General features: G+C 58.2%; 25 protein-coding genes and 1 riboswitch. Of the genes, 17 read left to right on the top strand and 8 right to left on the bottom strand.

The genetic code is table 11. The features are described 5' to 3' along the window. Positions 1–15: 15 nt before the first annotated feature. From galE to cysQ, 3 genes are read right to left on the bottom strand one after another with little or no spacing between them, the layout of a single operon-like run. Complete coding sequence (gene galE, locus GOW40_RS11800) at positions 16–999, bottom strand: UDP-glucose 4-epimerase GalE (RefSeq protein ID WP_171132630.1); 984 nt, start codon at positions 997–999, stop codon at positions 16–18. Further along, complete coding sequence (locus GOW40_RS11795; RefSeq protein WP_171132628.1) at positions 996–1,796, bottom strand: manno-octulosonate cytidylyltransferase; 801 nt, start codon at positions 1,794–1,796, stop codon at positions 996–998. The genes galE and GOW40_RS11795 overlap by 4 nt, the downstream gene beginning before the upstream one ends. Continuing rightward, entirely contained in the window at positions 1,796–2,593 is a 798-nt protein-coding gene (gene cysQ, locus GOW40_RS11790; protein WP_171097467.1) for a 3'(2'),5'-bisphosphate nucleotidase CysQ, read from the bottom strand. Before cysQ ends, GOW40_RS11795 begins: the two co-directional genes overlap by 1 nt. Before the next feature lie 121 nt (positions 2,594–2,714). Here cysQ and GOW40_RS11785 point away from each other — a divergent pair, with 121 nt between their 5' ends. Beyond that, positions 2,715–3,536 (top strand): ABC transporter permease, encoded by an 822-nt coding sequence (locus GOW40_RS11785; RefSeq protein ID WP_171132624.1) that lies wholly within the window; start codon positions 2,715–2,717, stop codon positions 3,534–3,536. Here the strand turns inward: GOW40_RS11785 and GOW40_RS11780 are convergent. Continuing rightward, positions 3,533–4,135 (bottom strand): alpha-ketoglutarate-dependent dioxygenase AlkB, encoded by a 603-nt coding sequence (locus tag GOW40_RS11780; protein WP_171097470.1) that lies wholly within the window; start codon positions 4,133–4,135, stop codon positions 3,533–3,535. The two genes, GOW40_RS11785 and GOW40_RS11780, sit on opposite strands and share 4 nt — an antisense overlap. Positions 4,136–4,350: 215 nt before the next feature. On the opposite strand from GOW40_RS11780, the gene dnaK reads away from it, so the two are divergent. The 13 genes from dnaK (at position 4,351) to radC (ending at position 16,387) form a co-directional block, all read left to right on the top strand. After that, positions 4,351–6,258, top strand: coding sequence for a molecular chaperone DnaK (gene dnaK / locus GOW40_RS11775; RefSeq protein ID WP_171132622.1), 1,908 nt, complete (start codon positions 4,351–4,353; stop codon positions 6,256–6,258). Between the two features lie 74 nt (positions 6,259–6,332). Next, complete coding sequence (gene dnaJ / locus GOW40_RS11770; RefSeq protein ID WP_171132620.1) at positions 6,333–7,481, top strand: molecular chaperone DnaJ; 1,149 nt, start codon at positions 6,333–6,335, stop codon at positions 7,479–7,481. Positions 7,482–8,084: 603 nt separating this feature from the next. Continuing rightward, positions 8,085–8,191, top strand: a riboswitch (TPP riboswitch). Between the two features lie 44 nt (positions 8,192–8,235). Further along, complete coding sequence (gene thiD / locus GOW40_RS11765; protein ID WP_171132618.1) at positions 8,236–9,039, top strand: bifunctional hydroxymethylpyrimidine kinase/phosphomethylpyrimidine kinase; 804 nt, start codon at positions 8,236–8,238, stop codon at positions 9,037–9,039. Then, on the top strand, positions 9,036–10,013 hold the full coding sequence (locus GOW40_RS11760) for an FAD-dependent oxidoreductase (RefSeq protein ID WP_171132616.1): 978 nt from the start codon (positions 9,036–9,038) through the stop codon (positions 10,011–10,013). The genes thiD and GOW40_RS11760 overlap by 4 nt, the downstream gene beginning before the upstream one ends. Further along, positions 9,997–10,191, top strand: coding sequence for a sulfur carrier protein ThiS (gene thiS / locus GOW40_RS11755; protein ID WP_171132614.1), 195 nt, complete (start codon positions 9,997–9,999; stop codon positions 10,189–10,191). Before GOW40_RS11760 ends, thiS begins: the two co-directional genes overlap by 17 nt. A 2-nt stretch (positions 10,192–10,193) precedes the next feature. Beyond that, positions 10,194–10,958, top strand: coding sequence for a thiazole synthase (locus tag GOW40_RS11750; protein WP_171230978.1), 765 nt, complete (start codon positions 10,194–10,196; stop codon positions 10,956–10,958). Further along, positions 10,955–11,551 carry a thiamine phosphate synthase gene (locus GOW40_RS11745; RefSeq protein ID WP_171132610.1) on the top strand — a complete coding sequence of 199 codons (597 nt, stop codon included), beginning with the start codon at positions 10,955–10,957 and terminating at the stop codon, positions 11,549–11,551. The genes GOW40_RS11750 and GOW40_RS11745 overlap by 4 nt, the downstream gene beginning before the upstream one ends. Then, on the top strand, positions 11,548–12,513 hold the full coding sequence (locus GOW40_RS11740) for a ThiF family adenylyltransferase (RefSeq protein ID WP_171230977.1): 966 nt from the start codon (positions 11,548–11,550) through the stop codon (positions 12,511–12,513). Before GOW40_RS11745 ends, GOW40_RS11740 begins: the two co-directional genes overlap by 4 nt. Positions 12,514–12,533: 20 nt before the next feature. After that, complete coding sequence (locus tag GOW40_RS11735; RefSeq protein WP_171132605.1) at positions 12,534–13,469, top strand: ABC transporter substrate-binding protein; 936 nt, start codon at positions 12,534–12,536, stop codon at positions 13,467–13,469. Beyond that, the gene (tenA, locus tag GOW40_RS11730; RefSeq protein ID WP_171132603.1) at positions 13,466–14,140 is read left to right on the top strand and encodes a thiaminase II; all 675 of its coding nucleotides are present in this window, start codon (positions 13,466–13,468) and stop codon (positions 14,138–14,140) included. The genes GOW40_RS11735 and tenA overlap by 4 nt, the downstream gene beginning before the upstream one ends. Continuing rightward, complete coding sequence (locus GOW40_RS11725; RefSeq protein ID WP_171132740.1) at positions 14,137–14,865, top strand: ATP-binding cassette domain-containing protein; 729 nt, start codon at positions 14,137–14,139, stop codon at positions 14,863–14,865. The genes tenA and GOW40_RS11725 overlap by 4 nt, the downstream gene beginning before the upstream one ends. Further along, positions 14,862–15,596 carry an ABC transporter permease gene (locus GOW40_RS11720; protein WP_171132601.1) on the top strand — a complete coding sequence of 245 codons (735 nt, stop codon included), beginning with the start codon at positions 14,862–14,864 and terminating at the stop codon, positions 15,594–15,596. Before GOW40_RS11725 ends, GOW40_RS11720 begins: the two co-directional genes overlap by 4 nt. A 35-nt stretch (positions 15,597–15,631) precedes the next feature. Beyond that, positions 15,632–16,387 (top strand): DNA repair protein RadC, encoded by a 756-nt coding sequence (gene radC, locus GOW40_RS11715; RefSeq protein WP_171132599.1) that lies wholly within the window; start codon positions 15,632–15,634, stop codon positions 16,385–16,387. A 70-nt stretch (positions 16,388–16,457) separates the two neighbouring features. Here radC and GOW40_RS11710 read toward each other — a convergent pair whose 3' ends face one another. The 3 genes from GOW40_RS11710 to secA form a co-directional block, all read right to left on the bottom strand. Further along, positions 16,458–18,014 carry a phosphate ABC transporter substrate-binding/OmpA family protein gene (locus tag GOW40_RS11710; protein WP_171132597.1) on the bottom strand — a complete coding sequence of 519 codons (1,557 nt, stop codon included), beginning with the start codon at positions 18,012–18,014 and terminating at the stop codon, positions 16,458–16,460. Positions 18,015–18,038: 24 nt separating this feature from the next. Further along, a complete protein-coding gene (locus GOW40_RS11705; protein WP_171132596.1) occupies positions 18,039–18,956 on the bottom strand; it encodes a hypothetical protein in 918 nt (305 codons plus the stop codon). Positions 18,957–19,058: 102 nt separating this feature from the next. Further along, entirely contained in the window at positions 19,059–21,776 is a 2,718-nt protein-coding gene (gene secA, locus GOW40_RS11700; protein ID WP_171136637.1) for a preprotein translocase subunit SecA, read from the bottom strand. Positions 21,777–21,952: 176 nt separating this feature from the next. Here secA and GOW40_RS11695 point away from each other — a divergent pair, with 176 nt between their 5' ends. The 3 genes from GOW40_RS11695 to mutT are packed head-to-tail and all read left to right on the top strand — an operon-like array spanning position 21,953 to position 24,428. Beyond that, positions 21,953–22,801, top strand: a complete 849-nt coding sequence (locus GOW40_RS11695) for a peptidylprolyl isomerase (RefSeq protein ID WP_171230976.1) — start codon at positions 21,953–21,955, stop codon at positions 22,799–22,801. A 5-nt stretch (positions 22,802–22,806) separates the two neighbouring features. Further along, positions 22,807–24,033: a bifunctional glutamate N-acetyltransferase/amino-acid acetyltransferase ArgJ gene (argJ, locus tag GOW40_RS11690; protein ID WP_171136636.1), complete on the top strand. Its 1,227-nt coding sequence runs from the start codon at positions 22,807–22,809 to the stop codon at positions 24,031–24,033. Next, on the top strand, positions 24,030–24,428 hold the full coding sequence (gene mutT, locus GOW40_RS11685) for an 8-oxo-dGTP diphosphatase MutT (protein ID WP_171132588.1): 399 nt from the start codon (positions 24,030–24,032) through the stop codon (positions 24,426–24,428). Before argJ ends, mutT begins: the two co-directional genes overlap by 4 nt. A gap of 737 nt (positions 24,429–25,165) precedes the next feature. Here mutT and GOW40_RS11680 read toward each other — a convergent pair. Continuing rightward, a complete protein-coding gene (locus GOW40_RS11680) occupies positions 25,166–25,537 on the bottom strand; it encodes a hypothetical protein (protein ID WP_171230975.1) in 372 nt (123 codons plus the stop codon). Positions 25,538–25,602 lie beyond the last annotated feature (65 nt).

Here is a 25,602-nt window from a genome sequence, read left to right as displayed (position 1 = left end):
GCCGTCACGTGCCGCTCATTTTTCGTAGGATCCGTTCTGATGCCAGCGCCAGGCATCTGCGATCATCGTCTCTAACGTTGATCTTTTTGCGTTCCACCCCAGCTCATCCCTTGCCCGGTCAGAGCCGGATACAAGCCGGGTGCAATCGCCTGCGCGGCGGTTTCCAATAGAATGGGGCACGGCGCGGTTGGTCACTGTCCGCGATTTCTCGATCACCTCCATCACCGAAAACCCCGAACCCGTGCCAAGGTTGAACACGCGAGAGCCCTTGCCGGATTTCAGCCATTCCAGCCCCAACACATGGGCGTCCACCAGATCGCAGACATGCACATAATCCCGGATGCACGTGCCATCCGGCGTGTCATAATCGGTGCCAAACACGGTCAACGCGTCGCGTTTGCCATCAATCGCATCCAACATCAGCGGGATCAGGTGCGTCTCGGGGCGGTGAAACTCGCCCACCTCGCCGTCAGGGTCGGCGCCGGCCACGTTGAAATAGCGAAAGATCACATGGTTCAGCCCGTGCGAGGCGCCGAAATCGCGCAGAATATCCTCAATCGCGCGCTTCGAGGCACCATAGGCGTTCAAGGGATATTGCGCGCTGTTTTCGTCCAGAACCACATTATCCTGATCGCCATAGGTGGCGCAGGTCGATGAAAACACGAAGTTCAGGCAATCGGCGGCCACAGCGGCTTCGATCAGCGTCAACGAGCCCATGACGTTGTTGGCCCAGTAGCGCCCGGGCTCGGACATCGCCTCGCCCACCTGGCTGAGGGCTGCAAAATGCATCACGGCCTGGGGCTGATATTTGGCAAACACCTCATCCAACCGCGCCCTGTCGCGCAGGTCGCCCTGTTCAAAGGGCCCGAATTTGACCGCATCTTGCCAGCCGGTGCTGAGGTTGTCATAGGTGACGGGCATATAGCCCGCCTGCGCCAGCGCCTTGCATGCGTGCGAGCCGATAAAGCCCGCACCACCGGTGACAAGGATATGCGTCATTCCAACCCCATCGTGGCCATCATCTCTTCGATCTTGGCCACGTCTTGCGGGTTGTTCAATTCCCAGAACTGGCGGCCTTTGGCCTCAACCTCGACACACAAGACCTTGCGCCCGTTTTCCATGAATCGCAGCTGTTCCAGCCCTTCCAGGGTTTCCAACGGGCCGGTGGGCCAGCCGGGATAGGCGGCCAATGCATCGGGGCGGTATGCATAGACCCCAACATGGTGGAATACGGGTGTTTTGTCGGTACCCGCATAGGTGTCTGAGGTGAACGGGATCACCTCTTTCGAGAAATAAAGCGCGCTGTGATCGGTGCCGAATACTGCGGTGGTGCCGCCGACGCGCCCGTGCTTGCGGTCATTCAACAGCCCGTTCAACGCGTCTCCGTCACAGCGCAGGACCGGGGTGGCGATTTCCGCCTCGGGCGCGGCATTCAAACCTTTGACCAGATCTTCGATGAACCAATGGGGCGTCAGCGGCGCGTCGCCTTGCAGGTTGACGACAATATCGTATCCGCCACCCAAGGCCACATGGGTCTCGGCGCAGCGTTCGGTGCCGTTGGCGCAGGTTTCGGACGTCATCACAACCTCGGCCCCGAACGCTTCCGAGACCTCGCGAATGCGGTCATCGTCGGTGGCCACTACCACCCGGTCCACGCCCGATACCGAACAGGCGGCGCGCCATGAGCGTTCGATCAGCGTCATCGACACGCCGCTTGCACCGGTCAGTGGCACCAAAGGTTTGCCCGGATACCGGGTCGAGGCATAGCGTGCAGGGATGGCAATCAGGACAGACATCAAGCCTCTTTCAGGTCAACACCCGGAGCGTAGGCAATAAAGAACGGGTTTGCATAGCCGTCCTTGCCATATTTCAGCGGCGTATGGTCGTCAAAGCGCACAACTTGGCCCCCGGCGCCTGCCAAAACGGCATGACCGGCAGCCGTGTCCCACTCCATCGTGCGACCGACGCGGGGATAAAGATCAGCCTCACCTGTCGCCACCAGACAGAATTTCAGGGACGAGCCTGCACTTTTGCTGTCTTTGACCTGATATTTGTTGATGTAGTCTTCGGTCGCCTGATCGCGGTGCGATTTGGATGCGACGATCATCAGGGAAGAATTATCCGGTTTAGACACTGATATCGCGGTGACTGGGCCAGGAGCATCTTTGTCCAGAGAACCGGTCTCTTCGACCGCCTGACCATCGGGCTGCGTATAGAACATTCGACCTTTCGCAGGCGCATAAACCACGCCGCGCGTCGGTACACCGTTTTCTACCAGCGCGATATTAACGGTAAAATCACCGCGTCGGTTGATGAACTCTTTGGTGCCGTCCAGGGGATCGACGATCAGGAATGTGTCGCCCTTTTCGGAATGCGAGGCAGCCTGTTCTTCGGTGACCAGTAGAATATCAGGGAAGGCAGCGCGTAAGCCGGCCGAGATCAGGGCATCGGCAGCCTCATCCGCCTCGGTCACGGGGCTGGCATCGGATTTGACTTTGACGTCGAAATCATCCGCATCATAAATCTTCATAATCGTGTCGCCAGCTTCCAAAGCCAGACGTCTGATGACAGGAATTAGCGCGTCGTAAGTCACAAATTGCTCCGTTCACGGGGTTTGTTGATCCAAAATCCTGACGGACTTATGATGCGCTGGAAACGGAACAGCAAGAATTTCGTGCCAGATTGTTGGCCAAACAGCAGGATGACCAAAACCCGTGTTCAAGTTTGAGCGAAACCAATCGCTTCTGGGCGGCGCCTTCACCACGATGGAATTGGTGTTTCATGCGATCGTACGAAACATACGGTCGCAGCATTCCAATGCCGTGCTGGCTGTGTTGATGAACATTATGCAGATATTGGTGATCGTGACCGTTTTTTATCTGATCATGTCGCTGCTGGGTACGCGGATCGCAAAAATCCGGGGTGATTTCATTCTTTTTCTGCTCTCGGGCGTCTTTTTGTTCATGACCCATATAAAGGCCGTGGGCTCGGTCGCCGGGCTTGGCACGGCCAACAATCCGCTGACACTGCATTCACCAATGAACTTTTCGGTTGTCCTTATGGCGGCTGCGTTCGGTCAGCTTTACACGCAGGTTGTGTCAATTTTGGTAATATTGCTTGTTTACGTCGTTCTTATAGGGCCGGTGGATATCCAGAACCCAGGCGGCGCGTTCGCAATGCTGATGTTGGCGTGGTTCACCGGATGTGCGGTTGGTGTGGTGTTCTTGGCGCTCTCACCTTGGTTTCCAAGGACAGTCAGTATTCTCACCCAAGTTTATCGCCGTATGAACATGCTGTTCTCGGGCAAGATGTTTGTTGGCAACGCGCTGGGCGGTTTCATGCTGAGCCTGTTCACTTGGAACCCGCTGTTTCATGCCATCGACCAGTGCCGGGGCTTTGTGTTCCGAAACTACTATCCGCGAAATTCCAGCTGGGAATATGCGCTTTGGGTTGGAATTGTGTTGCTGATCATTGGTCTTCTGGCCGAGTTCTATACCCGCCAGCATGTATCCAAAAGCTGGGACGCAAGGCGTTAGGTCGCCACGCGTAGCGTCAGGTTGATGCGCCCGCCCTTGGGCAGCAACCGGGATGAGCCAAAACGGATCCGGTCAATCCCGTGATAGGTCAGCCGCGCAGGCCCTCCCATCACAACGACATCACCAGAACTCAGCCAGATCGACTCGGTCTTTCCGCCGCGCGACGTGTTGCCAATCCGAAATAGTGCATCGTCACCCAGCGAGATCGACAGGACCGGCCAGGAAAAATCGGCCTCATCCTTGTCCTGATGCATACCCATGCGCGTGTTCTCACCATAGTAGTTGATCAGGCAGCAATCCGGTGCGCGTTCGGCCTTGGTGATATCGTACCAAATGTTCAGGATAGCGTCCGGAATAGACGGCCACGTCATGCCCTTGGGGTGATGATCCTGATATCTGTACCCGCTCTTGTCAGACACCCATCCCAATGCGCCTGCCGAGGTCATGCGAACCGACATGTGTTTGCCGGAAGGCGTTGTGGGATGGAACAAAGGCGCGGCCTTAAGAATCGGGCGCAGCCTCTCGACCAGCGCTGTCTGAGCGTGCGCATCCAGATAGCCCTTTCGGATGTCAAAACCCCGCAACAGCAGCTGAGTCATATTCGGTTTTCCCGATCCTTACCAAAACCTTGACAAAAAAGGGCTCAGAATCCTGAAAACCAGCGATTTACAACGCTTGCAGCCCCCTGTTTGCGCCCTTATATACGCCGAGACGCGCGATGGTTTAGTGCTGTCGCGCACATCAGATCGGGGACAGGATGCCATAATGGGTCCGGCCCTCGGGACATCGCCTTGAAGAGAAAGGGATTGAAAGAATGGGAAAAGTAATCGGGATTGACCTCGGAACCACCAACTCCTGCGTTGCGATCATGGACGGCTCGCAGCCGAAGGTCATCGAAAACGCCGAAGGGGCGCGGACCACGCCCTCGATTGTCGCCTTCACCGAAGATGAGCGACTGGTCGGTCAGCCTGCAAAACGTCAGGCGGTCACCAACCCCGACAACACGATCTTTGGCGTCAAGCGCTTGATCGGTCGTCGTGTGGATGATGCCGAAGTCGAAAAAGACAAGAAGATGGTGCCGTATTCCATCGTTGATGGCGGCAATGGCGACGCGTGGGTAGAAGCCCGCGGCGAAAAGTACTCCCCAAGCCAGATCTCGGCCTTCACTCTGGGCAAGATGAAGGAAACCGCCGAGAGCTATTTGGGTGAGGAAGTCACGCAGGCGGTCATCACCGTTCCGGCCTATTTCAACGACGCACAGCGTCAGGCCACCAAAGACGCCGGTAAAATCGCCGGTCTGGAAGTGCTGCGGATCATCAACGAACCGACAGCGGCTGCTCTGGCCTATGGTCTGGACAAGGAAGAAACCCAAACCATCGCTGTCTATGACCTTGGTGGCGGTACTTTCGATGTGACCATCCTGGAAATCGACGACGGCCTGTTCGAAGTTAAGTCGACCAATGGTGACACCTTCCTGGGCGGTGAAGACTTTGACATGCGCATCGTCAACTATCTGGCGGATGAGTTCAAAAAGGAACACGGCGTTGACCTGAGCCAGGACAAGATGGCCTTGCAGCGTCTGAAAGAAGCCGCTGAAAAAGCCAAGATCGAGCTCAGCTCGACCTCGCAGACTGAAATCAACCAGCCGTTCATCTCGATGGGTTCGAACGGTCAGCCGCTGCACATGGTCATGAAACTGACCCGTGCCAAACTGGAATCGCTGGTCTCGGATCTGATCAAGAAATCGATGAAGCCTTGCCAGGCGGCGTTGAAAGACGCGGGCCTGTCGGCTGGAGACGTGGATGAGGTTGTTCTGGTTGGTGGTATGACCCGGATGCCGAAAGTGATCGAAGAGGTCACCAAATTCTTCGGCAAAGAGCCGCACAAGGGTGTGAATCCGGATGAGGTTGTTGCTATGGGCGCCGCCATTCAGGCCGGTGTTCTGCAAGGTGACGTCAAAGACGTGGTTCTGCTGGACGTGACCCCGCTGTCTCTGGGCATCGAGACACTGGGTGGCGTGTTCACCCGTTTGATCGACCGCAACACCACGATCCCGACTAAAAAGTCTCAGGTCTTCTCGACCGCCGAAGACAACCAGAACGCCGTAACCATCCGGGTGTTCCAGGGTGAGCGGGAAATGGCTGCGGACAACAAGATCCTGGGTCAGTTCAACCTGGAAGAAATCCCGCCCGCACCGCGCGGTATGCCTCAGATCGAGGTGACTTTTGACATCGACGCCAACGGCATTGTCTCGGTTTCGGCCAAAGACAAAGGCACCGGCAAAGAGCAGAAGATCACGATCCAGGCCTCTGGCGGTCTGTCGGATGACGACATCGAAAAGATGGTCAAGGACGCCGAGGAAAATGCCGAGGCAGACAAGGCCCGCAAAGAGCTGGTCGAAGCCAAGAACCAGGCCGAAAGCCTTGTCCACGCGACCGAGAAATCGATCGAGGATCATGGCGACAAGGTCGATCCGTCGACCGTCGAAGCGATCGAACTGGCTGTTGCCGCGCTCAAGGATGAGCTGGAAACAGACAATGCCGACAAGATCAAAGCCGGCATCCAGAACGTGACCGAAGCGGCCATGAAACTGGGTGAAGCGATCTATAAGGCGCAGTCGGAAGAGGCCGAGGACGAACCTGCGGCAGCAGATGCGGCACCGGGCGATGACGATATCGTCGATGCCGAGTTCGAAGATCTGGACGACAACAAGCGTAACTAACGGGTCACCGGGCCAATCGGGGCCGGTCCGGGCATCGGGCCGGCCCATTTACGTTGAGGCAGAAGGAAATACTGATGTCAAAACGCGACTACTACGACGTGCTCGGCGTGTCCAAGGGCGCTTCGGCGGATGAGATCAAGAAAGGCTTTCGCAAGAAGGCCAAGGAATTGCATCCCGACCGCAACAAAGACAATCCCGACGCCGAGGCGCAGTTCAAAGAGGCCAATGAGGCCTATGACGTCCTGCGTGATGCCGAGAAAAAGGCGGCTTATGACCGCTTTGGTCATGCCGCGTTTGAAAACGGTATGGGCGGCGGCGGTCGCCCGGGTGGCGGTTTCGGCCAGAGTGACTTCTCGAGCGCGTTTTCCGATGTGTTTGACGACCTGTTCGGCGATTTCATGGGCGGACAGCGTGGCGGCGGCGGTGGACGTCGCGCGGCGCGCGGCTCGGACCTGCGCTATAACCTGCGCGTGACGCTGGAAGAGGCTTTTGCTGGCCTGCAGAAAACCATCAATGTTCCGACCGCTGTTGCGTGTTCGGCCTGTGAGGGCACGGGTGCTGAAGGCGGTGCCGAGCCCACCACCTGTCCGACCTGTTCGGGCATGGGCAAAGTCCGTGCGCAACAGGGCTTTTTCACGGTTGAACGCACCTGTCCGACCTGTTCCGGTCTGGGCCAGATCATCAAGAACCCCTGCAAATCTTGTCAGGGTGCGGGTCGGGTCGAAAAAGACCGGGCTTTGTCGGTGAATATTCCGGCAGGTGTCGAAACAGGAACGCGCATTCGTCTGGCTGGCGAGGGCGAGGCTGGTATGCGCGGTGGCCCTCCGGGCGATCTTTATATCTTCCTCGAAGTGACGGAACATAAGCTCTTCGAACGCGACAGTGTGAACCTTTATTGTCGGGTGCCGGTCAGCATGGCCAAAGCCGCGCTGGGCGGATCGATTGAGGTGCCGACCATCGATGGCGGGCGCGGTCGTATCCAGATCCCGGCCGGCAGCCAATCCGGTCGCCAAATGCGTCTGCGCGGCAAAGGTATGCCCGCCCTGCGCGGTGGCGGCACGGGTGACATGTTCATCGAGTTGGCGGTCGAAACGCCGGTGAACCTGACCAGTCGTCAAAAAGAACTGCTGCGAGAGTTCGATGATCTGGGTGAAGACAACCACCCGGAATCCAAAAGCTTTTTCTCGTCTGTCAAATCCTTCTGGGATGGCATGAAAGGTTGAGTAGGCGACAACGGCCGCCTACCCATCTTTTTGGCTATCGGCTATTGATGCTCTTGCACTCTTGGCACTTCGGTTTTCCACCTGTACCGGAACGCAAGTTTTCTCGCTCAATGTTGTTGCCAGTGTTGCATTCAGTATCGTCATGATAAACATTCGATTTGATTGAATGCCATGGTGCTCGTTTGGCCATGATAACGACCTTTCTCCGGTTCTACCGGTTTGAAGAGGCCGCTCTTGACAGTTTCTGACAAGTGGATTCTAGTGTCAGAGTCCAAGCAGTCGAAAGCAACCTCTGTTGCGTTTGCCTGAAGGAAAGCGCTGTCGGGCAGTTTAGCGATTCCCCGATGGCGCACCTTCAAGACAACCCATGATTCCCCGAAGTTGCCGTTGAGTCAATGATTTGGTGTGGATAACTCTGTCAGATACAAAATAGAGTGGTATACCACTACATGGCTTTGATTTGACTATGGTGTTCATTTGCTCCGATCTTAGCGGAAGACATCGAGCAGATACCTCGCTTCATCTGGCTGATAATATCCCTGAGCGCGAGGCAGAGCCTCGCAAAAACCTCTTGATTCTTTTTGCCTTGCCTGAGATGTTCCGCGCCAACCGTTGGGGTGCCCTGGTCAAGGGGCTGAGAGGTGCTGGCGCATCAACCCATCGAACCTGATCCGGGCAATACCGGCGGAGGGAACGGTCTTAACACTACAGACGTTTTCCAAGCCCGTTGCCCCAGAATTGATGGAGCATTCGGATGGCGCCTATTGCGCTGACAATCGCAGGGTCGGACAGCGGCGGTGGTGCCGGCATTCAAGCGGATCTGAAAGCCATGTCTGCGTTGGGTGTTTACGGAGCCAGCGTGATCACCGCAGTGACCGCGCAGAACACCAAAGCCGTCACCGCAGTACATGGCATCCCGCTAGATGTAATCTCGGCCCAGATTGCTGCGGTTCTGGATGATCTTGACGTGCGCGCAATCAAGATCGGTATGTTGGCGACGCCTGATATCATTCACACAGTGGCCAAGGCGATTTCGGGCTTTGAGGGGCCAATCGTACTGGATCCGGTAATGGTCGCCAAATCGGGGGATGCCCTTCTGGCGAGCGAGGCCGTTCAGACTCTGCGTGACGCCCTGCTACCGCGCGCCACTGTTATGACCCCCAATTTGCCAGAAGCGGCACGCTTGCTGGATCAGCCAGAGGCGCACACGTTGGAAGACATGACTGCGCAGGGTCGCGCGCTCTGTGCCCTTGGCGCCAAGGCAGTGCTCATGAAGGGCGGTCACGGGTCAGGATACATGTGCAACGATCTGCTGATCGACGGGTCAGGCACGCTGAGTGCGTTCAAAGCACCGCGTCAGGCAACCAAGAACACTCATGGCACCGGATGCACGCTGTCATCGGCGATTGCAGCGGGCCTTGCGAAAGGCCTTGCTCTTGAGGTCGCAGTGGCCGAGGCGCATGTATATCTACAAGGGGCGATACGGGCGGCGGATGATCTGAAGATCGGGCAGGGCCATGGACCCGTGCATCACTTTCACAAGGTTTGGTCTGCGTGACAGTTTGGTCGGTCATAGGGGCAGGCGTTGCCGGATTGGCGGTGGCCAGCGAGCTGGCAGCGCGCGGCGCGACTGTGCAGGTTTTTGACCCCGGTGGCCCTCCGGGGCCGCATGGGTGTTCCTGGTGGGCCGGGGGCATGTTGGCGCCGTGGTGTGAGTTCGAAAACGCGGAAGAGCCGGTCTTGCGCTTGGGTCAACAGGCGCTGGGGTGGTGGGCTGCACGCACCAAGGTGGATCGCTTGGGTACGCTGGTCGTAGCCAATGCTCGTGATCTGCCGGACTTGCGCCGTTTCGCGCGCCGCACGCATGGGTTCCAAGAGGTTGTAACCGACGATATCGCCCAATTAGAGCCTGATCTACATGGTTTTGGTAAAGGCCTGTTCTTTACGGATGAAGCGCATCTTGATCCGCGCCGCGCCTTGCATGACCTCTATCACACCCTGAAGAAACAGGGGGTCGTATTTCACAAGGTGCCCGCGCCCGAGGCGTTGGACAATGTTATCGATTGCCGCGGGTTGCATGCACGAGAGAGTTTGACAGACCTGCGTGGCGTAAAGGGTGAGATGCTGGTGATCCGCTGCCCCGAGATAACACTCACCCGTCCTGTCCGCCTGCTGCATCCGCGCATGCCGCTTTATATCGTGCCGCGCGGGGACGGGGTGTATATGCTGGGCGCGACGATGATCGAGTCCGAGGACAGTGACAGGATCACCGCGCGGTCGATGCTGGAATTGCTCAGCGCGGCCTATGCGTTGAATCCCGGTTTTGGTGAGGCGGAGGTGCTGGAAATCGGTGTCGATCTGCGTCCCGCCTTCCCTGACAACCTACCGCGCATCCGCCGCCGGGGCGGTCGGATCTATGCCAACGGGCTATATCGACACGGATACCTTCTGGCACCTGCCCTGGCGCAGGGTGTGGCGGACTTGGCGCTTGAGAACAAACATTCGGAGATGGTCGATGAAGATCGTGCTTAACGGCGAAGTGCGCGAGGTGCAGGCCGAAACCCTGTCGGACCTTTTGGACGAGTGCGGATATTCGGGCCGTGTCGCCACGGCGGTGAATGAAGACTTCGTGCCCTCCAGCCTTCGCATCGCGCTCAAGCTTGTTGATGGCGACAGGGTTGAAGTTGTTGCACCGATGCAGGGGGGCTGAGGATGAAGAGGTTTTACGGCACGGAACTGCCGAACCCATTGATGCTGGGCACGGCGCAATATCCCAGCCCTGCGATTTTGGAACAGGCTTTTTGCGAAAGCGGCGCTGGGGTGGCGACGGTTTCATTGCGGCGCGAATCTGGGGCTGGGCAGACGTTTTGGAAGATGATTCAAGAGCTTGGGGTCCTGATTCTGCCCAACACGGCCGGGTGTCATACCGTGAAAGAGGCGGTGACCACCGCGCAGATGGCGCGGGAGGTGTTTGATACCAAATGGATCAAGCTGGAGCTGATCGGGCACACTGACAGTCTTCAACCGGATGTGTTCCAACTGGTTGAGGCCGCGCGCGTCCTGACCGACGAAGGGTTTCAGGTCTTTCCCTATACAACCGATGATTTGATCGTGGGCGAACGTCTATTGGCCGCTGGGTGCGAAGTGTTGATGCCCTGGGGCGCGCCCATTGGGTCCGGGCGTGGTCTAAACAACGCATACGCCCTGCGTGCGATGCGGGCGGAGTTTCCTGACGTGCCGCTGGTGATCGATGCGGGCATCGGCCTGCCCAGCCACGCGGCGCAGGCTATGGAGTTGGGCTATGACGCCGTATTGCTCAACACGGCCGTAGCGCGCGCGGGCGATCCGGTTTTGATGGCCAAAGCCATGATGCAGGCCATCCAGGCCGGACAACTGGCCCATCAGGCCGACCCGATCGAGGCGCGCGATATGGCCGAGGCCTCGACCCCTGTTATCGGAAAGGCGTTTCTGTCATGACGCTGGATCGTTTCTATCCGATCTTCGACCACTCGGACTGGCTACGGCGGATGCTACCGCTTGGCGTGAAGCTGGTGCAGCTTCGGGTCAAGGATCAACCGGACGATATGGTGCGCGAGCAGATTGCCCTTTCGCGTGATCTTTGCCGTCAGCACGGCGCTATCCTTGTCGTGAATGACTATTGGCAGATAGCGATTGACCTCGGCTGTGACTGGATCCATCTGGGGCAGGAAGATCTGGATGATGCAGATCTGGAAGCCATCCGAAAAGCGGGTCTAAAACTGGGCGTTTCCACGCATGACGACGATGAGCTGGAGCGCGTGCTGGCGATGGATCCCGACTATGTGGCGCTGGGGCCTGTTTACCCGACCATCCTGAAAAAGATGAAATGGCATCAGCAAGGCCTGCCGCGCGTGACCGAATGGAAGGCCCGAGTGGGAGACATTCCTTTGGTGGGTATCGGTGGGATGAGCGTCGAGCGTGCCGCGGGTGTTTTGCAGGCCGGGGCCGATATCGTCTCGGTTGTCACGGACATCACCTTGAACGCCGACCCCGAGGCTCGGGTGCGTCAATGGATCGAGGCGACAAGATGAGCCGCTATGCCCGCCAGCTTTTGTTGTCCGAGGTTGGGGCGGATGGGCAGGCCCGTCTTGGCTCAGCCCATGCTCTGGTCGTTGGGGCGGGTGGATTGGCCGCTCCGGCTTTGCCTTTGCTGGCGGGGGCCGGGGTCGGGCGGATCACCATTGTCGATGGTGACACGGTTGATCTGTCGAACCTGCATCGCCAGACCTTGTTTTCTGAGGCCGATCAGGGGCGTTCCAAAGCCGAAGCAGCTGCCGCGCGTTGTCGTGCCTTGAACGGTGACATTGAGGTCGCAGATCTTGCGCAGGTTTTGACCGCCGAAAACGCGCAAGCGTTGGTGGCGCAGGCGGATGTGGTGCTGGATTGCGCAGACAGTTATGCCGCCAGCTATGTCCTCTCGGATACGTGTCTGGCGTTGCATAAGCCTCTGATCTCGGCTTCGGTTCTTGGGCTTTCCGGTTATGTGGGCGGGTTTTGCGGCGGGGCGCCGTCACTGCGGGCGCTATTCCCGGACGCGCCGGACAGCAGCGCCAGCTGCGCGACAGCGGGCGTTTTGGGGCCGGTCGTGGCCAGTATTGGTGCGATGCAGGCGCAGATGGCGTTGAACCTGATCCTGCAGATTGATCCATCGCCCCTGGGACAGAAGGTTCAGTTTGATGGTCGGACCCTGCGCAGCACGTCATTCAGATTTGACACCGCACCTGAGCCAGACAGCTGTTTCCGCTTTCTCTCAGCCGGGCAGTTGACCGCCCAGGATCACATCGTTGATCTCCGCAGTATCGAAGAGGCGCCCATACCCGCGCATCCCGACGCAATGCGCGTACTGCCCGAAAACCTTCATGAAATAGAGCCTAACACGGACAGAAGACTGGCACTCTGTTGCGCCACCGGGCTGCGCGCCTGGCGTGCTGCTGAACAAATTCAACCGGATTGGCCGGGCGAGATTGTGCTCGTTGCGGCCGCAACCTCGTGAATGAAAAGGAACCGCGAGATATGAAGAAACTGATTGCAGCGATTGCCCTGCTCGCCGCCGCGCCAGCCTGGGCTGAGGATAAGATGACCGTTTTGCTGGACTGGTTCGTGAACCCCGACCATGGCCCCATCATCGTGGCGCAGGAAAACGGCTATTTCGCGGATGAAGGGCTTGAGGTCGAGATCGTGCCGCCCGCCGACCCGTCGGCTCCGCCGCGTCTGGTGGCCGCGGGGCAGGCCGATCTGGCGGTATCCTATCAGCCGCAATTGCACTTGCAGATCCATGAAGGCCTGCCGCTGAAACGCGTGGGCACTCTGGTCGCGACACCGCTGAACTGTTTGCTGGTGTTGGAAGACGGGCCGATCAAATCGCTGGCGGACCTGCGCGGCAAAAAGATCGGGTTTTCGGTTGCGGGCGTGGAAGAGGCGATCCTGACCACTTTGCTTAGCCAGCATGATATCGGGTTGGATGAGATCGAGTTGATCAACGTCAACTTTTCGCTGTCCCCGTCCCTGATGACCAATCAGGTGGATGCAGTAATCGGTGCGTTTCGGAACTTTGAGCTGAACCAGATGGATATCGAAGGTGTCGCGGGTCGGTGTTTCTATATCGAAGAAGAAGGCATCCCGTCTTATGACGAACTGATCTATGTGGCCAATCCCGACACGATGGATGCAGACATGATCGCGCGTTTCCTGGCCGCGACCGAGAAAGCGACGCAATACATCGTCAACAACCCCGAAAAAAGCTGGGAGATCTTTGCAGCAACCTCGCCCGAATTGCAGGATGAACTGAACGCACGCGCCTGGGTGGATACTCTGCCCCGGTTTGCTTTGCGTCCGGCAGGGTTCGACGCCGGTCGCTATGCCCGGTTCGAGCAATTCCTGAAAGACAGCGGCATGATCGACAGCCTGAATCCTGTCAGCGACATTGCCATCGACGTGACCGCGCAATGAGCGGATATGGCAAGGCCTTTGCCTTGATGCGCGACGCCGTACCGGGGCCGTGGCGGGAATATACCCATCACGCTTTTGTCGAAGGTCTGAAAGATGGAACGCTGCCGCGCGCGGCGTTCCTGCACTATTTGCGTCAGGACTATGTGTTCCTGATCCATTTCTCGCGCGCCTGGGCGCTGGCGGTCGTCAAGTCGGAAACGCATTCCGAGATGTTGGCGGCTGTGGGCACAGTGAACGCTCTGATCACCGAAGAGATGCAGCTGCATATTGGTGTTTGCGAGGCTGCGGGTATATCGCAGGAGGAGCTGTTCTCGACCGCTGAGCGCGCCGAGAATCTGGCCTATACCCGCTTTGTGCTTGAGGCGGGATATAGCGGTGATCTGCTTGATCTGTTAGCGGCGCTTGCACCTTGCGTGATGGGCTATGGTGAGATTGGCGCGCGGCTGAAGGCCGAGGCCACATCTGATACTTATGCCGATTGGATCAACGCCTATGCCGGTGACGAGTATCAAGGCGCGTGTCAGGCGGTTGGAGAGTTGCTGGATCAGGCTCTAACACGGCGTCTTGGCGCGAATTTCCACGCCTCACCCCGTTGGGACCGCTTGTGCCAGACCTTCCGTACCGCGACCGAACTGGAGGTGAACTTCTGGCAGATGGGCCTGAACCCGTGACACAAGCGCCCGATCTGACAATCAGCGGTACAGCCACCATTGACGGCGCGACGTTGTTTGCGCCGCTGACCCTGACGCTTGCGTCCGGGGCATGGACCTGTTTGCTGGGCGGATCGGGTGTTGGCAAAACCACTGTTCTGCGCCTGATCGCCGGGCTTGAAACCGGGGCAGCATTCCAAGGCCAGATCACTGCAAGTGATGGGAAACCGGTGGCCGATCGCGTGGCCTATATGGCGCAGGACGACCTGTTGCTGCCTTGGGCGACAGTGGCGCAGAACGTGTCTTTGGGCGCGCGACTGAGGGGCGAAAAGGTCGACCTGGATCGCCGCGATCGGTTGATCGAGCGGATGCGGTTGCAGGATCATATGGCCAAGAAACCGGCGGAACTGTCTGGTGGGCAACGGCAACGCGTGGCGCTGGCCCGGACCTTGATGGAAGACCGCCCCTTTGTTTTGCTGGATGAGCCGTTTTCAGCGCTCGATGCCCGGACCCGCGCGGATATGCAGGATCTGGCAGCCGAGGCGTTGCAGGGCCGGACCGTGTTGCTGGTCACGCATGACCCGGCCGAGGCTGCGCGTTTGGGTCAGTCGATCAGCGTAATGACGCAACAGGGCCTGACACATTGCGCGCCTCCCAAAGCGCCCGCGCCACGCCATGTGGACGATCTGGAAACGCTCGAAACCCAAGGCGCCCTGCTGCGTCTGCTGCGGGAGGGGGTGGCGTGAAGTACCTGTCTGCCCTTGCCGCGACCGTCTTTGCGCTTGCCTTGTGGCAAGGTATTGTCTGGGTGACCGGGTTGCCAAAGTTCATCCTGCCCGGGCCCGGCGTGGTTGCCGAAACCTGGTGGCAGAATCGGTGGCTGATTGCGGAACATACCTGGATTACGGCTATTGAGGTGATCATCGGTTTAGCCTGTGGCACGCTTTTGGGTGTGATCACGGCCTTGCAACTGGCCAATTCACGTGCCGCACGTGTGCTGGTGCAACCGATGTTGGTCTTTACTCAGGCGCTGCCCGTTTTTGCACTGGCACCGTTGCTGACACTTTGGCTGGGCTATGGCCTGTGGTCGAAGGTCGCCATGGCGGTTTTGATCATCTATTTCCCGATCACTTCGTCCTTTTTTGACGGTCTGATGCGGACGCCTCCGGGGTATCTGGATCTGGCGCGCACGATGCAGGCCAGCAAACGCTCGGTGCTGTGGCATATCCGTATTCCGGCGGCCTTGCCGTCGCTGGCTTCGGGTTTGCGTCTGGCCGCTGTTTATGCGCCGATTGGGGCGGTGATTGGCGAATGGGTCGGGTCCTCGAAAGGGTTGGGGTATCTGATGTTGCTGGCCAATGGCCGGGCCAAGACCGATCTGATGTTTGCAGCCATGCTGACACTGGGCGTGTTTTCCATCCTTCTGCATATGGTTATCCGACGCGCCACGGCGCGGATGGCGGGTGAGACGCGTTAACGTTTCGGAAACCGATTCTGAGCCAGTGTCGGGGTATGACACAGGATGCATTCGCCGAAGCCCCCATGTTGTTTGACACAGACGAAGCGCCGGCGCAGCCGCTGCCCGGTGGCCGGTTACCCTCCTACATCAAAGATCACCGCAAGCGGCTGCGCGAACGGTTCATGGCGGGTGGCTCGGCTGCGATCCCGGATTATGAGTTGCTGGAACTGGTGCTATTCCGCTCGATCCCGCGGCAGGATGTGAAGCCTTTGGCGCGGGCTTTGTTGGATGCGTTTGGAGATTTCAACCGGGTGCTGACCGCGCCCGAAGAGCGACTACGTCAGATCAAGGGTCTCGGGGATTCCGTGATCACCGATCTGAAAATCCTTGAGGCCTGCGCGCATCGCATGGCCCGCGCGCGCGTGATGCAGCGGCATGTGATCTCGGGCTGGGATGCGCTGCTGGATTATTGCCACACCACAATGGCCCATCGTGAGACCGAGCAATTCCGGGTGTTTTATCTGGACCGCAAGAACGTTCTGATTGCAGATGAGGAACAGGCCAAAGGTACGGTGGATCACGTGCCGGTCTATCCACGCGAGGTGGCGAAACGTGCGCTGGAGTTGAACGCCTCGGCCCTGATCCTGGTGCATAATCACCCCTCTGGCGATCCGACGCCGTCGCAATCGGATATCGACATGACCAACCGTATTCAGGATGCCTGTCTGGCGCTGGGGCTGACGTTGCATGATCATCTGATCATTGGGAAATCGACAGAACTCAGCTTTCGGGCGCAGGGGTATCTTTAGGGGGCTTTGCCCCTCTTGGCCCAAGGGCCAATTCACCCCCACCGTATTTTTGACAAGAAGAAGCAGGGGACTATTGCACCCAGATTTCGACCCGTCGGTTGACCTTGCGGCCCCATTCGCTGTCGTCGCAGGCCATGGGCATCGCTTCTCCGAACCCATCGACAAGCAGTTCGACCGTTTCGGGGATTTCGGTTTCAACGGCGGCAAGCACTGCGTTGCGGACGGTGCGCGCGCGCAGTTGCGCGATTCGGGCGTTGGCCGACGCGGCGCCGCTGCCGTCGCTGAACCCGACAAAGGTCAGCTGACGGCCTTCAAATGTTCCGGCCTCCAGCGCCTGCGCCAATTGCAGGATATTGGCCCGCGATTGTGCGTCAGGTCGCGAAGACCCAGGCTCGAACCGGAAGGACAGGGACAGGCGGTCGGAGGGGCGCATGACGGCGATCATGCGTTGTAACTCTTCCAGTCCCACCTCGGCCCCGCCGGCGGCGATGGCATTGGCCAGGCGATCCCCCTGTGCGCTAACCCCAAGCATCTCGGGTGCCTGATCCACATAACCCGCTTGCCGGATCACGTCCTGGGCGGCGGGGCTTTGCGAGAAGGCCAGAAACTGTCGCGCGATGCGGGGCAGGCGGCGTGCGGGCAGGTACAGGAACATGGGTGACGTCAGAGGGTAGTCCTCGGTCTTGATCGATTGCCGGGTGGCGGCCAGCGCATGACCGCACCCACCTGCAAGGGGCAGCGCGCGTGTCTCGCCGGTTCCGGCCTGGCTGGTGATACCGATGGCAAACGGGTCACGGGCCACGGCGCGGATCAGGTCAGCATTTTGATCATGGGGTATGGTTGCTTCGGTCAATTGCAGCTTTGCCGGGCTCAGAAGCTGGTCTTCGATCACCTGGCGCAACCCCGTACCGGCACCCGGCACGTGCAGCGCAATTGGCGCATCCGGTCCGCCCAGATCGAGCCAGTTCTGTACTTCGCCCGACAGGATGCGGGCCAGGTCAACCAATGAGATCTGGCGGAAAGGGTTTTCATCGGCAACAACCGGCACCATCGCGTCCAGTGCAACGATACGAGAGCGGCGCGTTTGGGTCAGATCACCCAGTCCAGCCGCGCGCGCGGCTTCGTTTTCGGCGTCGCGCACGGCGCGCAGGGCCAGCACCACATCGGTCTCGTCCGCGATTAGATCGGCGAAGCCATCATCAGTTGTGCCAGTGCGAAAACTGAACCGTGCCATCGGGGCGTTACGATCTGGCTTTGACAGCTCGAACTGAAGTGTTGAGTCATCCAGCTGGGTACGGGTCGCGGTCATCCCTTCTTGATCTGCGAACCCCTTTATCAGGGCGGGCAACACGGTTTCCGCCATGACTGACGAGCCTGAAAACCGAACTTCGGCCACAAAGTCGATCAGGTTGGGGCAGGCCAGCCCCTCACATGTCACGCCCGAGCCGTCTACAGTCAGCTCTCCGAACTGGGTGGCGACCCGGTAGAATTCGCCGTCATAGGACAGCAGGTTGCCGGTGACTTCGACCTTGCCATCATGGGATGTCAGGGTGATGTCCTGAGCCTGCACGATCACCGAATTGGACAGCCAGATCAGCGCGGCCGCCGCCATACGGAAAAAGGTCATGAAAGTTTGATACCCGCCTGCGATTTATTTTGCGGCGATTGTCAGATCTTGCAGCAGATTATTCAACACTAGAAACTGTCCGGCCTGCGAACAGTCCGGAAGTGTCAGCGACAGGTCACGGGTGGTCAGCAGCGCATCACGCAATTCCAGCGACTGTACGGCCAGTTCGCTGTCGCAATTGGACGCGGTGATCTCGGCCTCGATGCTTAGTTCGATGGTACCGCTAGAGGTAGAGCTTTTCGGGAAGGAATAGACCTCGACATTTCGTGATTCAGACAATCCGCGCAGCCCCAAACCAACAATCGAGCCTGCACCGCTTGCTTCTGGATTGGCCCACACATGGCCGGGTTGGCCATAGCTGGCGCCGAACTCCAAAGCGTGAAGCTGCAAAGCGGTATCGCCCGTCCATTGCAGCGCGACGCGATCGAAATTTCGAACCTCGGGAACATGGGTGGTTGCGACGGTTCCACCATCCTCACCCATCGAGATCAGAAAAATCGCGTATTCAGCCATCACCGGCACTGTCAGGCGTGCTGCCCCTTCTTCGTTGGTTACGGTATTGAAGATCAGACCATTGTGGTGAATTTCGAGGGTCGCGTTTTCGTGGCATGGAGCTTTGATGGAAAGCGTTGCGGTGGCGTCAGGAGCTGGTTTGGCCCGGGCACTCAGGGCGCATTTCTGAGCGACCCTGGGTTGAAAACGGCTGGTGTTTTCAGAGGTGCCAGATTCAGAAAAGCTGGTGTTTGCTGCTGAGGTCGAGGCCGTCAACACAACGCGCTTGATACCGGTCAGATCGACAGCCGCATTCGAGGCGACAATCACCTCATCCTGGCCTGACATCGCATTTTTTTGCGCGGCCGGACCGTATTGCATCAAATAGCCAATGGCCAAGGCGCACGCGACGGTCCCGCCCATGGTCACATAGTTTCTTACGACAAACAAAACACCCTCCCCAGTTGAAGGAGCGAGTCGTACTCTGTTAAGCAATCAGGGCGGAACTGTGACCACCTAACGGAGTCATTGTGTCCATGTGATAAACTGTCGTTACGTCAACCGACCGTGGCAATGTTTGAACTTTTTGCCCGATCCGCAGGGGCACAGGTCATTACGCGAGGGGTTCCCCCAGGTTGACGGGTCGTTTTCGTTAAAACCTGGCAGTGCATCACCAGAAGCCGCCGCTTCGGCCTTGGCCTCGGCCTGATCGGTTGCCTGATCCACCGTTTTCTGAACCTGCGCCTGTTGCGCGGCCATTTGCGCGAGCATCTGCGCCTGTTCTTCCTCAGTCAGAGGGCGCACGCGCGACAATTGTTGCGTCACCGTCTCGCGCAGGCTGTCCAACATGCCTTCGAACAGTTGGAAGCTTTCATTCTTGTATTCGTTCAACGGATCACGCTGGGCATAGCCACGGAACGCCACAACCGAACGCAGATGTTCCAAAGTCAGCAGATGTTCGCGCCATTTGCTGTCGATGGTCTGCAGCAGGACCTGCTTTTCGATGTTGCGCATGTTTTCGGGCCCGAATGCGGATGCCTTCTGCGCCATCATCTCATTCGCGGCCTTGACCAGACGTTCGCGGATCTGTTCGTCGTCCACGCCCTCCTCGGCGGCCCACTCTTGAACCGGGGCATCAATGGTCAGTTTGTCCTTGATAGCCTCGTGCAGCCCGTCGACATCCCACTGATCGGCATAGGATTTCGGAGGCATGTATTCATCGATCAGGTCGTCAATAACCTGTTCGCGCATATCAGACGCGATATCCGATAGATCGTCAGACGACATGATCTCGCGCCGTTGGCTGAAGATCACCTTACGCTGATCGTTCATCACATCGTCAAACTTCAGGACGTTTTTGCGCATGTCGAAATTACGACCTTCGACCTTGGATTGCGCGCGCTCCAGCGATTTGTTCACCCAGGGGTGGATGATCGCTTCGCCCTCTTGCATCCCCAGGGTGGTCAGCACCTTGTCCAACCGTTCCGAACCAAAGATGCGCATCAGGTCGTCTTCGAGGCTGAGGTAGAACACCGTCTTACCCGGATCGCCCTGACGGCCCGAGCGACCGCGCAGCTGATTGTCGATCCGGCGGCTTTCATGCCGTTCCGAGGCCATCACGTAAAGACCACCGGCATCCAGAACCTTTTGCTTTTCTTCGGCGTGTTTGGCCTCCTCCGCGGCGCGCAGCTCGTTGGGGTCTGCTTCGGGGTTCTCGGCCAGTGCTTGCAGCACCTTCATCTCGACATTGCCGCCCAATTGAATATCGGTGCCGCGCCCGGCCATGTTGGTGGCGATGGTCACCGCGCCCAAACGGCCCGCGTCAGCGACGATCTGCGCTTCTTGCTCGTGCTGGCGGGCGTTCAGAACGTTATGCTCGATGCCTTCTTTGGTCAGCATCTGGCTCAGCAGTTCTGATTTCTCAATCGACGTAGTGCCCAACAAAACCGGCTGGCCTTTTTCGGTGGCCTTTTTGGTCTGCTCGATCATCGCGTTGTATTTTTCCGCAGCCGTGCGATAGACCTGATCGTCCCGGTCGTCACGGGCAATCGGCTTGTTTGTTGGCACTTCGACCACGCCCAGCCCATAGATCTCCTGAAATTCCTCAGCCTCGGTCAGGGCTGTCCCGGTCATGCCGCTCAGCTTGTCATAGAGACGGAAATAGTTCTGGAACGTCACGCTGGCCATGGTCACGTTTTCGGGCTGGATCTGCACCTCTTCCTTGGCCTCAAGTGCTTGGTGCAGGCCTTCGGACAATCGGCGGCCCGGCATCATGCGGCCGGTGAATTCGTCGATCAGAACAACGTTGCCATCCCGCACGATATAGTCCTTGTCGCGCTGGAACAGTTTGTGCGCGCGCAGGCCCTGATTGACATGGTGCACCACTGTGGTGCTTTCGGGATCATAGAGCGAGTGGTCTTCCGGCAGCAGGCCGGCGGCGTGCAGTTGCTGCTCCAGAAACTCGTTGCCTTCGTCAGTGAAGGTCACGTTCCGCGTCTTTTCGTCCAGCGTAAAATGATCGTCCTGCAAGGATGGGATCACAGCGTCAATCTTGGTATAAAGTTCCGACCGGTCCTCGGACGGTCCCGAGATGATCAGCGGAGTCCGCGCCTCATCGATCAGGATCGAGTCTACCTCATCCACGATCGCGAAATTGTGGTGCAGCTGATAGACGTCATCCAGATTGGCCTTCATGTTATCACGCAGATAGTCAAAGCCCAGCTCATTATTGGTGGCATAGGTGATATCGCAGGAATAAGCGGCCTTCTTCTCGGCATCGGGTTGGCCCGACCAGATCACTCCGGTGGTCATGCCCACAGCGGCGAACACCTTGCCCATCCATTCCGAGTCGCGCTTGGCCAGGTATTCGTTCACCGTGACCACATGCACACCCTTGCCGGTCAGCGCGTTCAGATAAGCGGGGAAGGTTGCGACAAGGGTTTTGCCCTCACCGGTTTTCATTTCCGAGATATTGCCCTGATGCAGGAAGGTGCCGCCCATCAACTGCACATCAAAGGCGCGCAGACCCAGCGCGCGCTTTGCGCCTTCACGCACATTGGCAAAGGCCTCGGGCAGCAGGTCATCCAGGCTCTCGCCATCCAGCGCCCGCTTGCGCAGCTCTTCGGTCTTTTCCTTCAGGCCCTCGTCGGACAGTTTCTCGAACTCGGGCTCCAGCGCGTTGATCTTTTCGATCAGCGGGCGGGTCGCCTTGATCTTGCGGTCGTTCGGTGTTCCGAACACCTTTTTGGCGAGCGTTCCGAGTCCCAGCATGTTCACTCCAGCGGATCTGTTCTTGTCTTGGTTTCGACAGGCTTGCCCCCCTTGCGCGCAACCCATAGATACGGGGGGTGAAAGGCGGCCCTGTCCAAGGCTTCAAAGCGATGTAAGCGGCAGGTTCTAAAGTGTCAACGCCGCGCCCTGTCGTGGCAAAGAAATAGGATGATTCCATGCCCAAAGGCCTCACTTTTCTCTCGTCGATGGCACTGGCCGCTGTGTTCGCCCTGCCGCTGGCGGCGCAGACCACCCCGGATGCCGACACCGTTGTGGCAAATGTGAACGGAGACGAGATCACACTGGGTCACGTTATCGCCAGCGTCGCGGTGTTGCCGCCGCAGTATCAGCAACTGGAAGACGCGGTGCTGTTCGACTTCATCATTGAACAATTGGTGCAGCAACAATTGCTCAGCCAGGAACAAGAAGGCCTGACCACCCGCAACAAGCTGGCGTTGGAAAATGAAGCCCGTTCGCTGCAAGCGGTGCAAACGGTCGAGGCAATCTCGACCGCAGAGGTCACGGATGAGGCGATCCAGGCCGCTTATGACGCTCAATTCGCCAATTTCGAGGGTGAAGACGAATATGATGCCAGCCATATTCTGGTTGAGACCGAAGAAAAGGCCCAAGAGGTAAAGGCGCAGCTGGATGATGGCGCCGATTTTGCCGAGATGGCGCGCGAGCATTCGACCGGCCCTTCGGGCCCGAATGGGGGTGCGCTGGGCTGGTTCGGTAAAGGCCGCATGGTACCCGAGTTCGAAGCAGCCGTGATCGACTTGGAAAAGGGCCAGGTTTCGGAGCCGGTGCAAACCCAGTTCGGCTGGCACCTTGTGATCCTGAATGACAAGCGCAAATCCGAAGCGCCTGCGTTGGACGCCGTGCGCAATGAGCTGGCCCAAACTCTGCAGCAAGAGGCCATTCAGGCCAAGATCGCAGAGCTGACAGAACAAGCGCAGATCGAGCGCTCTGAACTGGAAGGGGTCGGCCCCGAGATCATCCGTCAGACGACCCTGATTCAGGAGTAATCCGCGTGGCCAATATCACCAAGGTCTCTCCGCTGGCGCCGGCGGGGTTTCCCGATCTGCCCGCGATTGATGGCGTGCGTTTTGCAACAGTCGGGGCGGGTGTGCGGTATCAGGGTCGCACCGATGTCATGTTGGCGGTGTTGGATCCGGGCACTTCGGTTGCGGGTGTCTTCACGCGCTCGGCCACCCGCGCAGCCCCCGTGCTGGATTGCCAGGACAAGATCGGCGGACCCAGCGATGGACCGGCGGCTATTCTTGTGAACTCGGGCAATGCCAATGCCTTTACTGGCCACTATGGCCAGACGTCGGTGGCCGAACTGACGCAAGCGGTCGCGACGGCCACCGGTGTTCCGGTGGAACGGGTTTTTACGTCGTCGACCGGCGTGATCGGCGAGCCGCTACCCCATGACAAGATCGTCGCGCAGCTTGAGGCGTTGAAATCCGGCCTCAGCCGTCACGCCATCGAAGACGCGGCGCGGGCGATCATGACCACCGACACCTTTCCCAAAGGTGCCTCGGCGCAGGTTGAGATTGGTGGAAAAACAGTCTCTGTCGCGGGGATTGCCAAGGGGTCCGGCATGATTGCGCCTGATATGGCGACGATGCTGGTTTATATTTTTACCGACGCAATGGTCGAACAATCAGCGCTGCAAGAGATGTTGGGCGCGCAGACGGATCGGACGTTCAATTGCATCACGGTGGACAGCGATACCTCGACCTCGGACAGCCTGCTGCTTTGTGCAACGGGGGCCTCGGGCGTCGATGCGACGGGGGACCCGGCTTTCGCGCGGGCATTGGAGTCGGTGATGCTGGATCTCGCACAGCAGGTGGTGCGCGACGGCGAAGGGGCGACCAAGTTTGTGGAAATCCGCGTGACCGGAGCCGCCTCGGAATCGGACGCCAAGGTGCACGGGCTGGCGATCGCCAACTCGCCTTTGGTCAAGACCGCCATCGCGGGTGAAGACCCGAACTGGGGCCGTGTGGTTATGGCCATCGGCAAATCGGGGGCCGCCGCGGATCGGGATCTGCTGAGCATCTCGTTTGGCGACATTCTGGTCGCCGAAAAAGGCTGGGTCAGCCCCGATTATCGCGAGGAAGACGCCGCGGCCTATATGAAAGGTCAGGATCTGGTGATTGCGGTCGATTTGGGGATCGGTGACGGAGCATCCACTGTTTGGACCTGCGACCTGACACATGGTTATATCGAGATCAACGCGGACTACCGGTCATGAAAACCGTATTGGTATCCGCCGTGGCTTTGATCGACATCGAGGGCCGCGTCCTGCTGGCGCAACGGCCCGAGGGCAAATCCATGGCGGGGCTCTGGGAATTCCCCGGTGGCAAAATCGAACCCGGTGAAACTCCCGAAGCCGCGCTGATCCGAGAGCTTGAGGAAGAGCTGGGCATCAACACCTGGACCTCTTGTCTCGCGCCTCTGACCTTCGCCAGCCACAGCTATGACGATTTTCACCTGCTGATGCCGCTCTTTGCCTGCCGCAAATGGGAGGGCATTCCGCAGTCGAAAGAGGGTCAGACCCTGAAATGGGTCCGGGCAAATGATCTGCGGAACTATCCGATGCCCGCAGCGGATGTGCCACTGATACCGATTTTGCGGGATTGGCTATAGCGGTGAGACAGATGCGAGCGATCTAGCAGAGCTAAGGCGTTGCCATCCGGAAGTAAAAAGGCGCCAGAAAGCTGGACATAAGCCCGCACTTTCTGGCGCCCTATTGAACCTCATCATCCCCCCAGAGGGCGACAGCAGGCCCAGCTTGTGTTCGAACGTTACCATTCGACACCGGAGCATCGATCCGAAGACCAGATCCTCCTCGCTCAACCCTGCCTTCTGTCTCGTCCGTCACGGCGCTGATGCACCCACACGGTAAGAAACCTTCCGGCTTACACAAACCCATTCGCCACGAGGCTTTCACCCCCACGCGATCCGATCCGCATCCAGCTACCCGTTACACTCAAAGCTAAATCAATGATCCGTCCATGAGTGCCCGAAAGCAACCGGGGTCTTTGCGTCCGCATCCTCTGATCGAGATCTTCGGCTGCGGTATTGAAACGCTATGAATTCGCTGTGAGTCGATCAAGAAAAAATGTCGCAGTTTCGCAAATTTCTTGTGGATAAGCTATTGAAAAAGGTAGGTTTTTCTTGTGGATGAATTGTGGGTTAATCGAATTTCTTCTTAGTTTCGGCCTGTTTGCAGTGGGAAAAGTTTGTAGCCGACGCAGGCGTTGAAATGGGTGTGTGTGAGTGACCTGAGCAACTAATCTATGCCTGAAGCGGATGTTCCGCTGGTTCCGGCTTTTAGGGATTGATGGTGAGCCCTGAGTTTAGCTGAATCAGCACACCGGTTTTCATTGTTCGACCCACACTTTATCAGGGATTTCAAGCCTAGACGGATCCGAGGTGAAGTTGTCTTGCCATTTCACCCCCTTAAGACATTTGACTTTTGAGCCAGTAACTAAGCTGATATCCGCTGGTTCAGCTACGGCCCCCAACAAGCTTACGTTAGAGCGTTTTCGTTCGGAAATCACCTTTGGTTCGTTCACCAACCAAGTTGCTCGGCCTAGTTGTGTTTTGACTTCTGTATTGCCCGAAACAACTCTGGCCTTTTGCAGGAACTCTTTTCTCGGAACGTTACCCAGATAACCAACGCAGGCATACGCTCTGTTTTTGACCTTTACCACTTTGTGAAATGTGACAAGTTGATGCCAGTTGTTTCCCAATTCTTTTATCTACGCGCCATGGGTTGTTACCTCAAATGTGTCGTCGATTACTACAAACACCTTCG

Source organism: Ruegeria sp. HKCCA6707, from assembly GCF_013033515.1.
Classification (GTDB): domain Bacteria; phylum Pseudomonadota; class Alphaproteobacteria; order Rhodobacterales; family Rhodobacteraceae; genus Ruegeria.
The sequence above is the reverse complement of the archived record's forward strand: the minus strand, read 5'-3'. Positions and strand labels throughout refer to the sequence as shown.

Excerpts from the sequence above, each read along its gene's own strand:
- GOW40_RS11710 (WP_171132597.1), bottom strand. The coding sequence starts at position 18,014 with ATGACCTTTTTCCGTATGGCGGCGGCCGCGCTGATCTGGCTGTCCAAT.
- mutT (WP_171132588.1), top strand. The coding sequence starts at position 24,030 with ATGAAAACCGTATTGGTATCCGCCGTGGCTTTGATCGACATCGAGGGC.
- thiS (WP_171132614.1), top strand. The coding sequence starts at position 9,997 with ATGAAGATCGTGCTTAACGGCGAAGTGCGCGAGGTGCAGGCCGAAACC.
- GOW40_RS11750 (WP_171230978.1), top strand. The coding sequence starts at position 10,194 with ATGAAGAGGTTTTACGGCACGGAACTGCCGAACCCATTGATGCTGGGC.
- GOW40_RS11780 (WP_171097470.1), bottom strand. The coding sequence starts at position 4,135 with ATGACTCAGCTGCTGTTGCGGGGTTTTGACATCCGAAAGGGCTATCTG.
- thiD (WP_171132618.1), top strand. The coding sequence starts at position 8,236 with ATGGCGCCTATTGCGCTGACAATCGCAGGGTCGGACAGCGGCGGTGGT.
- radC (WP_171132599.1), top strand. The coding sequence starts at position 15,632 with ATGACACAGGATGCATTCGCCGAAGCCCCCATGTTGTTTGACACAGAC.
- GOW40_RS11740 (WP_171230977.1), top strand. The coding sequence starts at position 11,548 with ATGAGCCGCTATGCCCGCCAGCTTTTGTTGTCCGAGGTTGGGGCGGAT.
- galE (WP_171132630.1), bottom strand. The coding sequence starts at position 999 with ATGACGCATATCCTTGTCACCGGTGGTGCGGGCTTTATCGGCTCGCAC.
- secA (WP_171136637.1), bottom strand. The coding sequence starts at position 21,776 with ATGCTGGGACTCGGAACGCTCGCCAAAAAGGTGTTCGGAACACCGAAC.
- GOW40_RS11745 (WP_171132610.1), top strand. The coding sequence starts at position 10,955 with ATGACGCTGGATCGTTTCTATCCGATCTTCGACCACTCGGACTGGCTA.
- tenA (WP_171132603.1), top strand. The coding sequence starts at position 13,466 with ATGAGCGGATATGGCAAGGCCTTTGCCTTGATGCGCGACGCCGTACCG.
- GOW40_RS11735 (WP_171132605.1), top strand. The coding sequence starts at position 12,534 with ATGAAGAAACTGATTGCAGCGATTGCCCTGCTCGCCGCCGCGCCAGCC.
- GOW40_RS11695 (WP_171230976.1), top strand. The coding sequence starts at position 21,953 with ATGCCCAAAGGCCTCACTTTTCTCTCGTCGATGGCACTGGCCGCTGTG.
- dnaK (WP_171132622.1), top strand. The coding sequence starts at position 4,351 with ATGGGAAAAGTAATCGGGATTGACCTCGGAACCACCAACTCCTGCGTT.
- dnaJ (WP_171132620.1), top strand. The coding sequence starts at position 6,333 with ATGTCAAAACGCGACTACTACGACGTGCTCGGCGTGTCCAAGGGCGCT.
- GOW40_RS11795 (WP_171132628.1), bottom strand. The coding sequence starts at position 1,796 with ATGTCTGTCCTGATTGCCATCCCTGCACGCTATGCCTCGACCCGGTAT.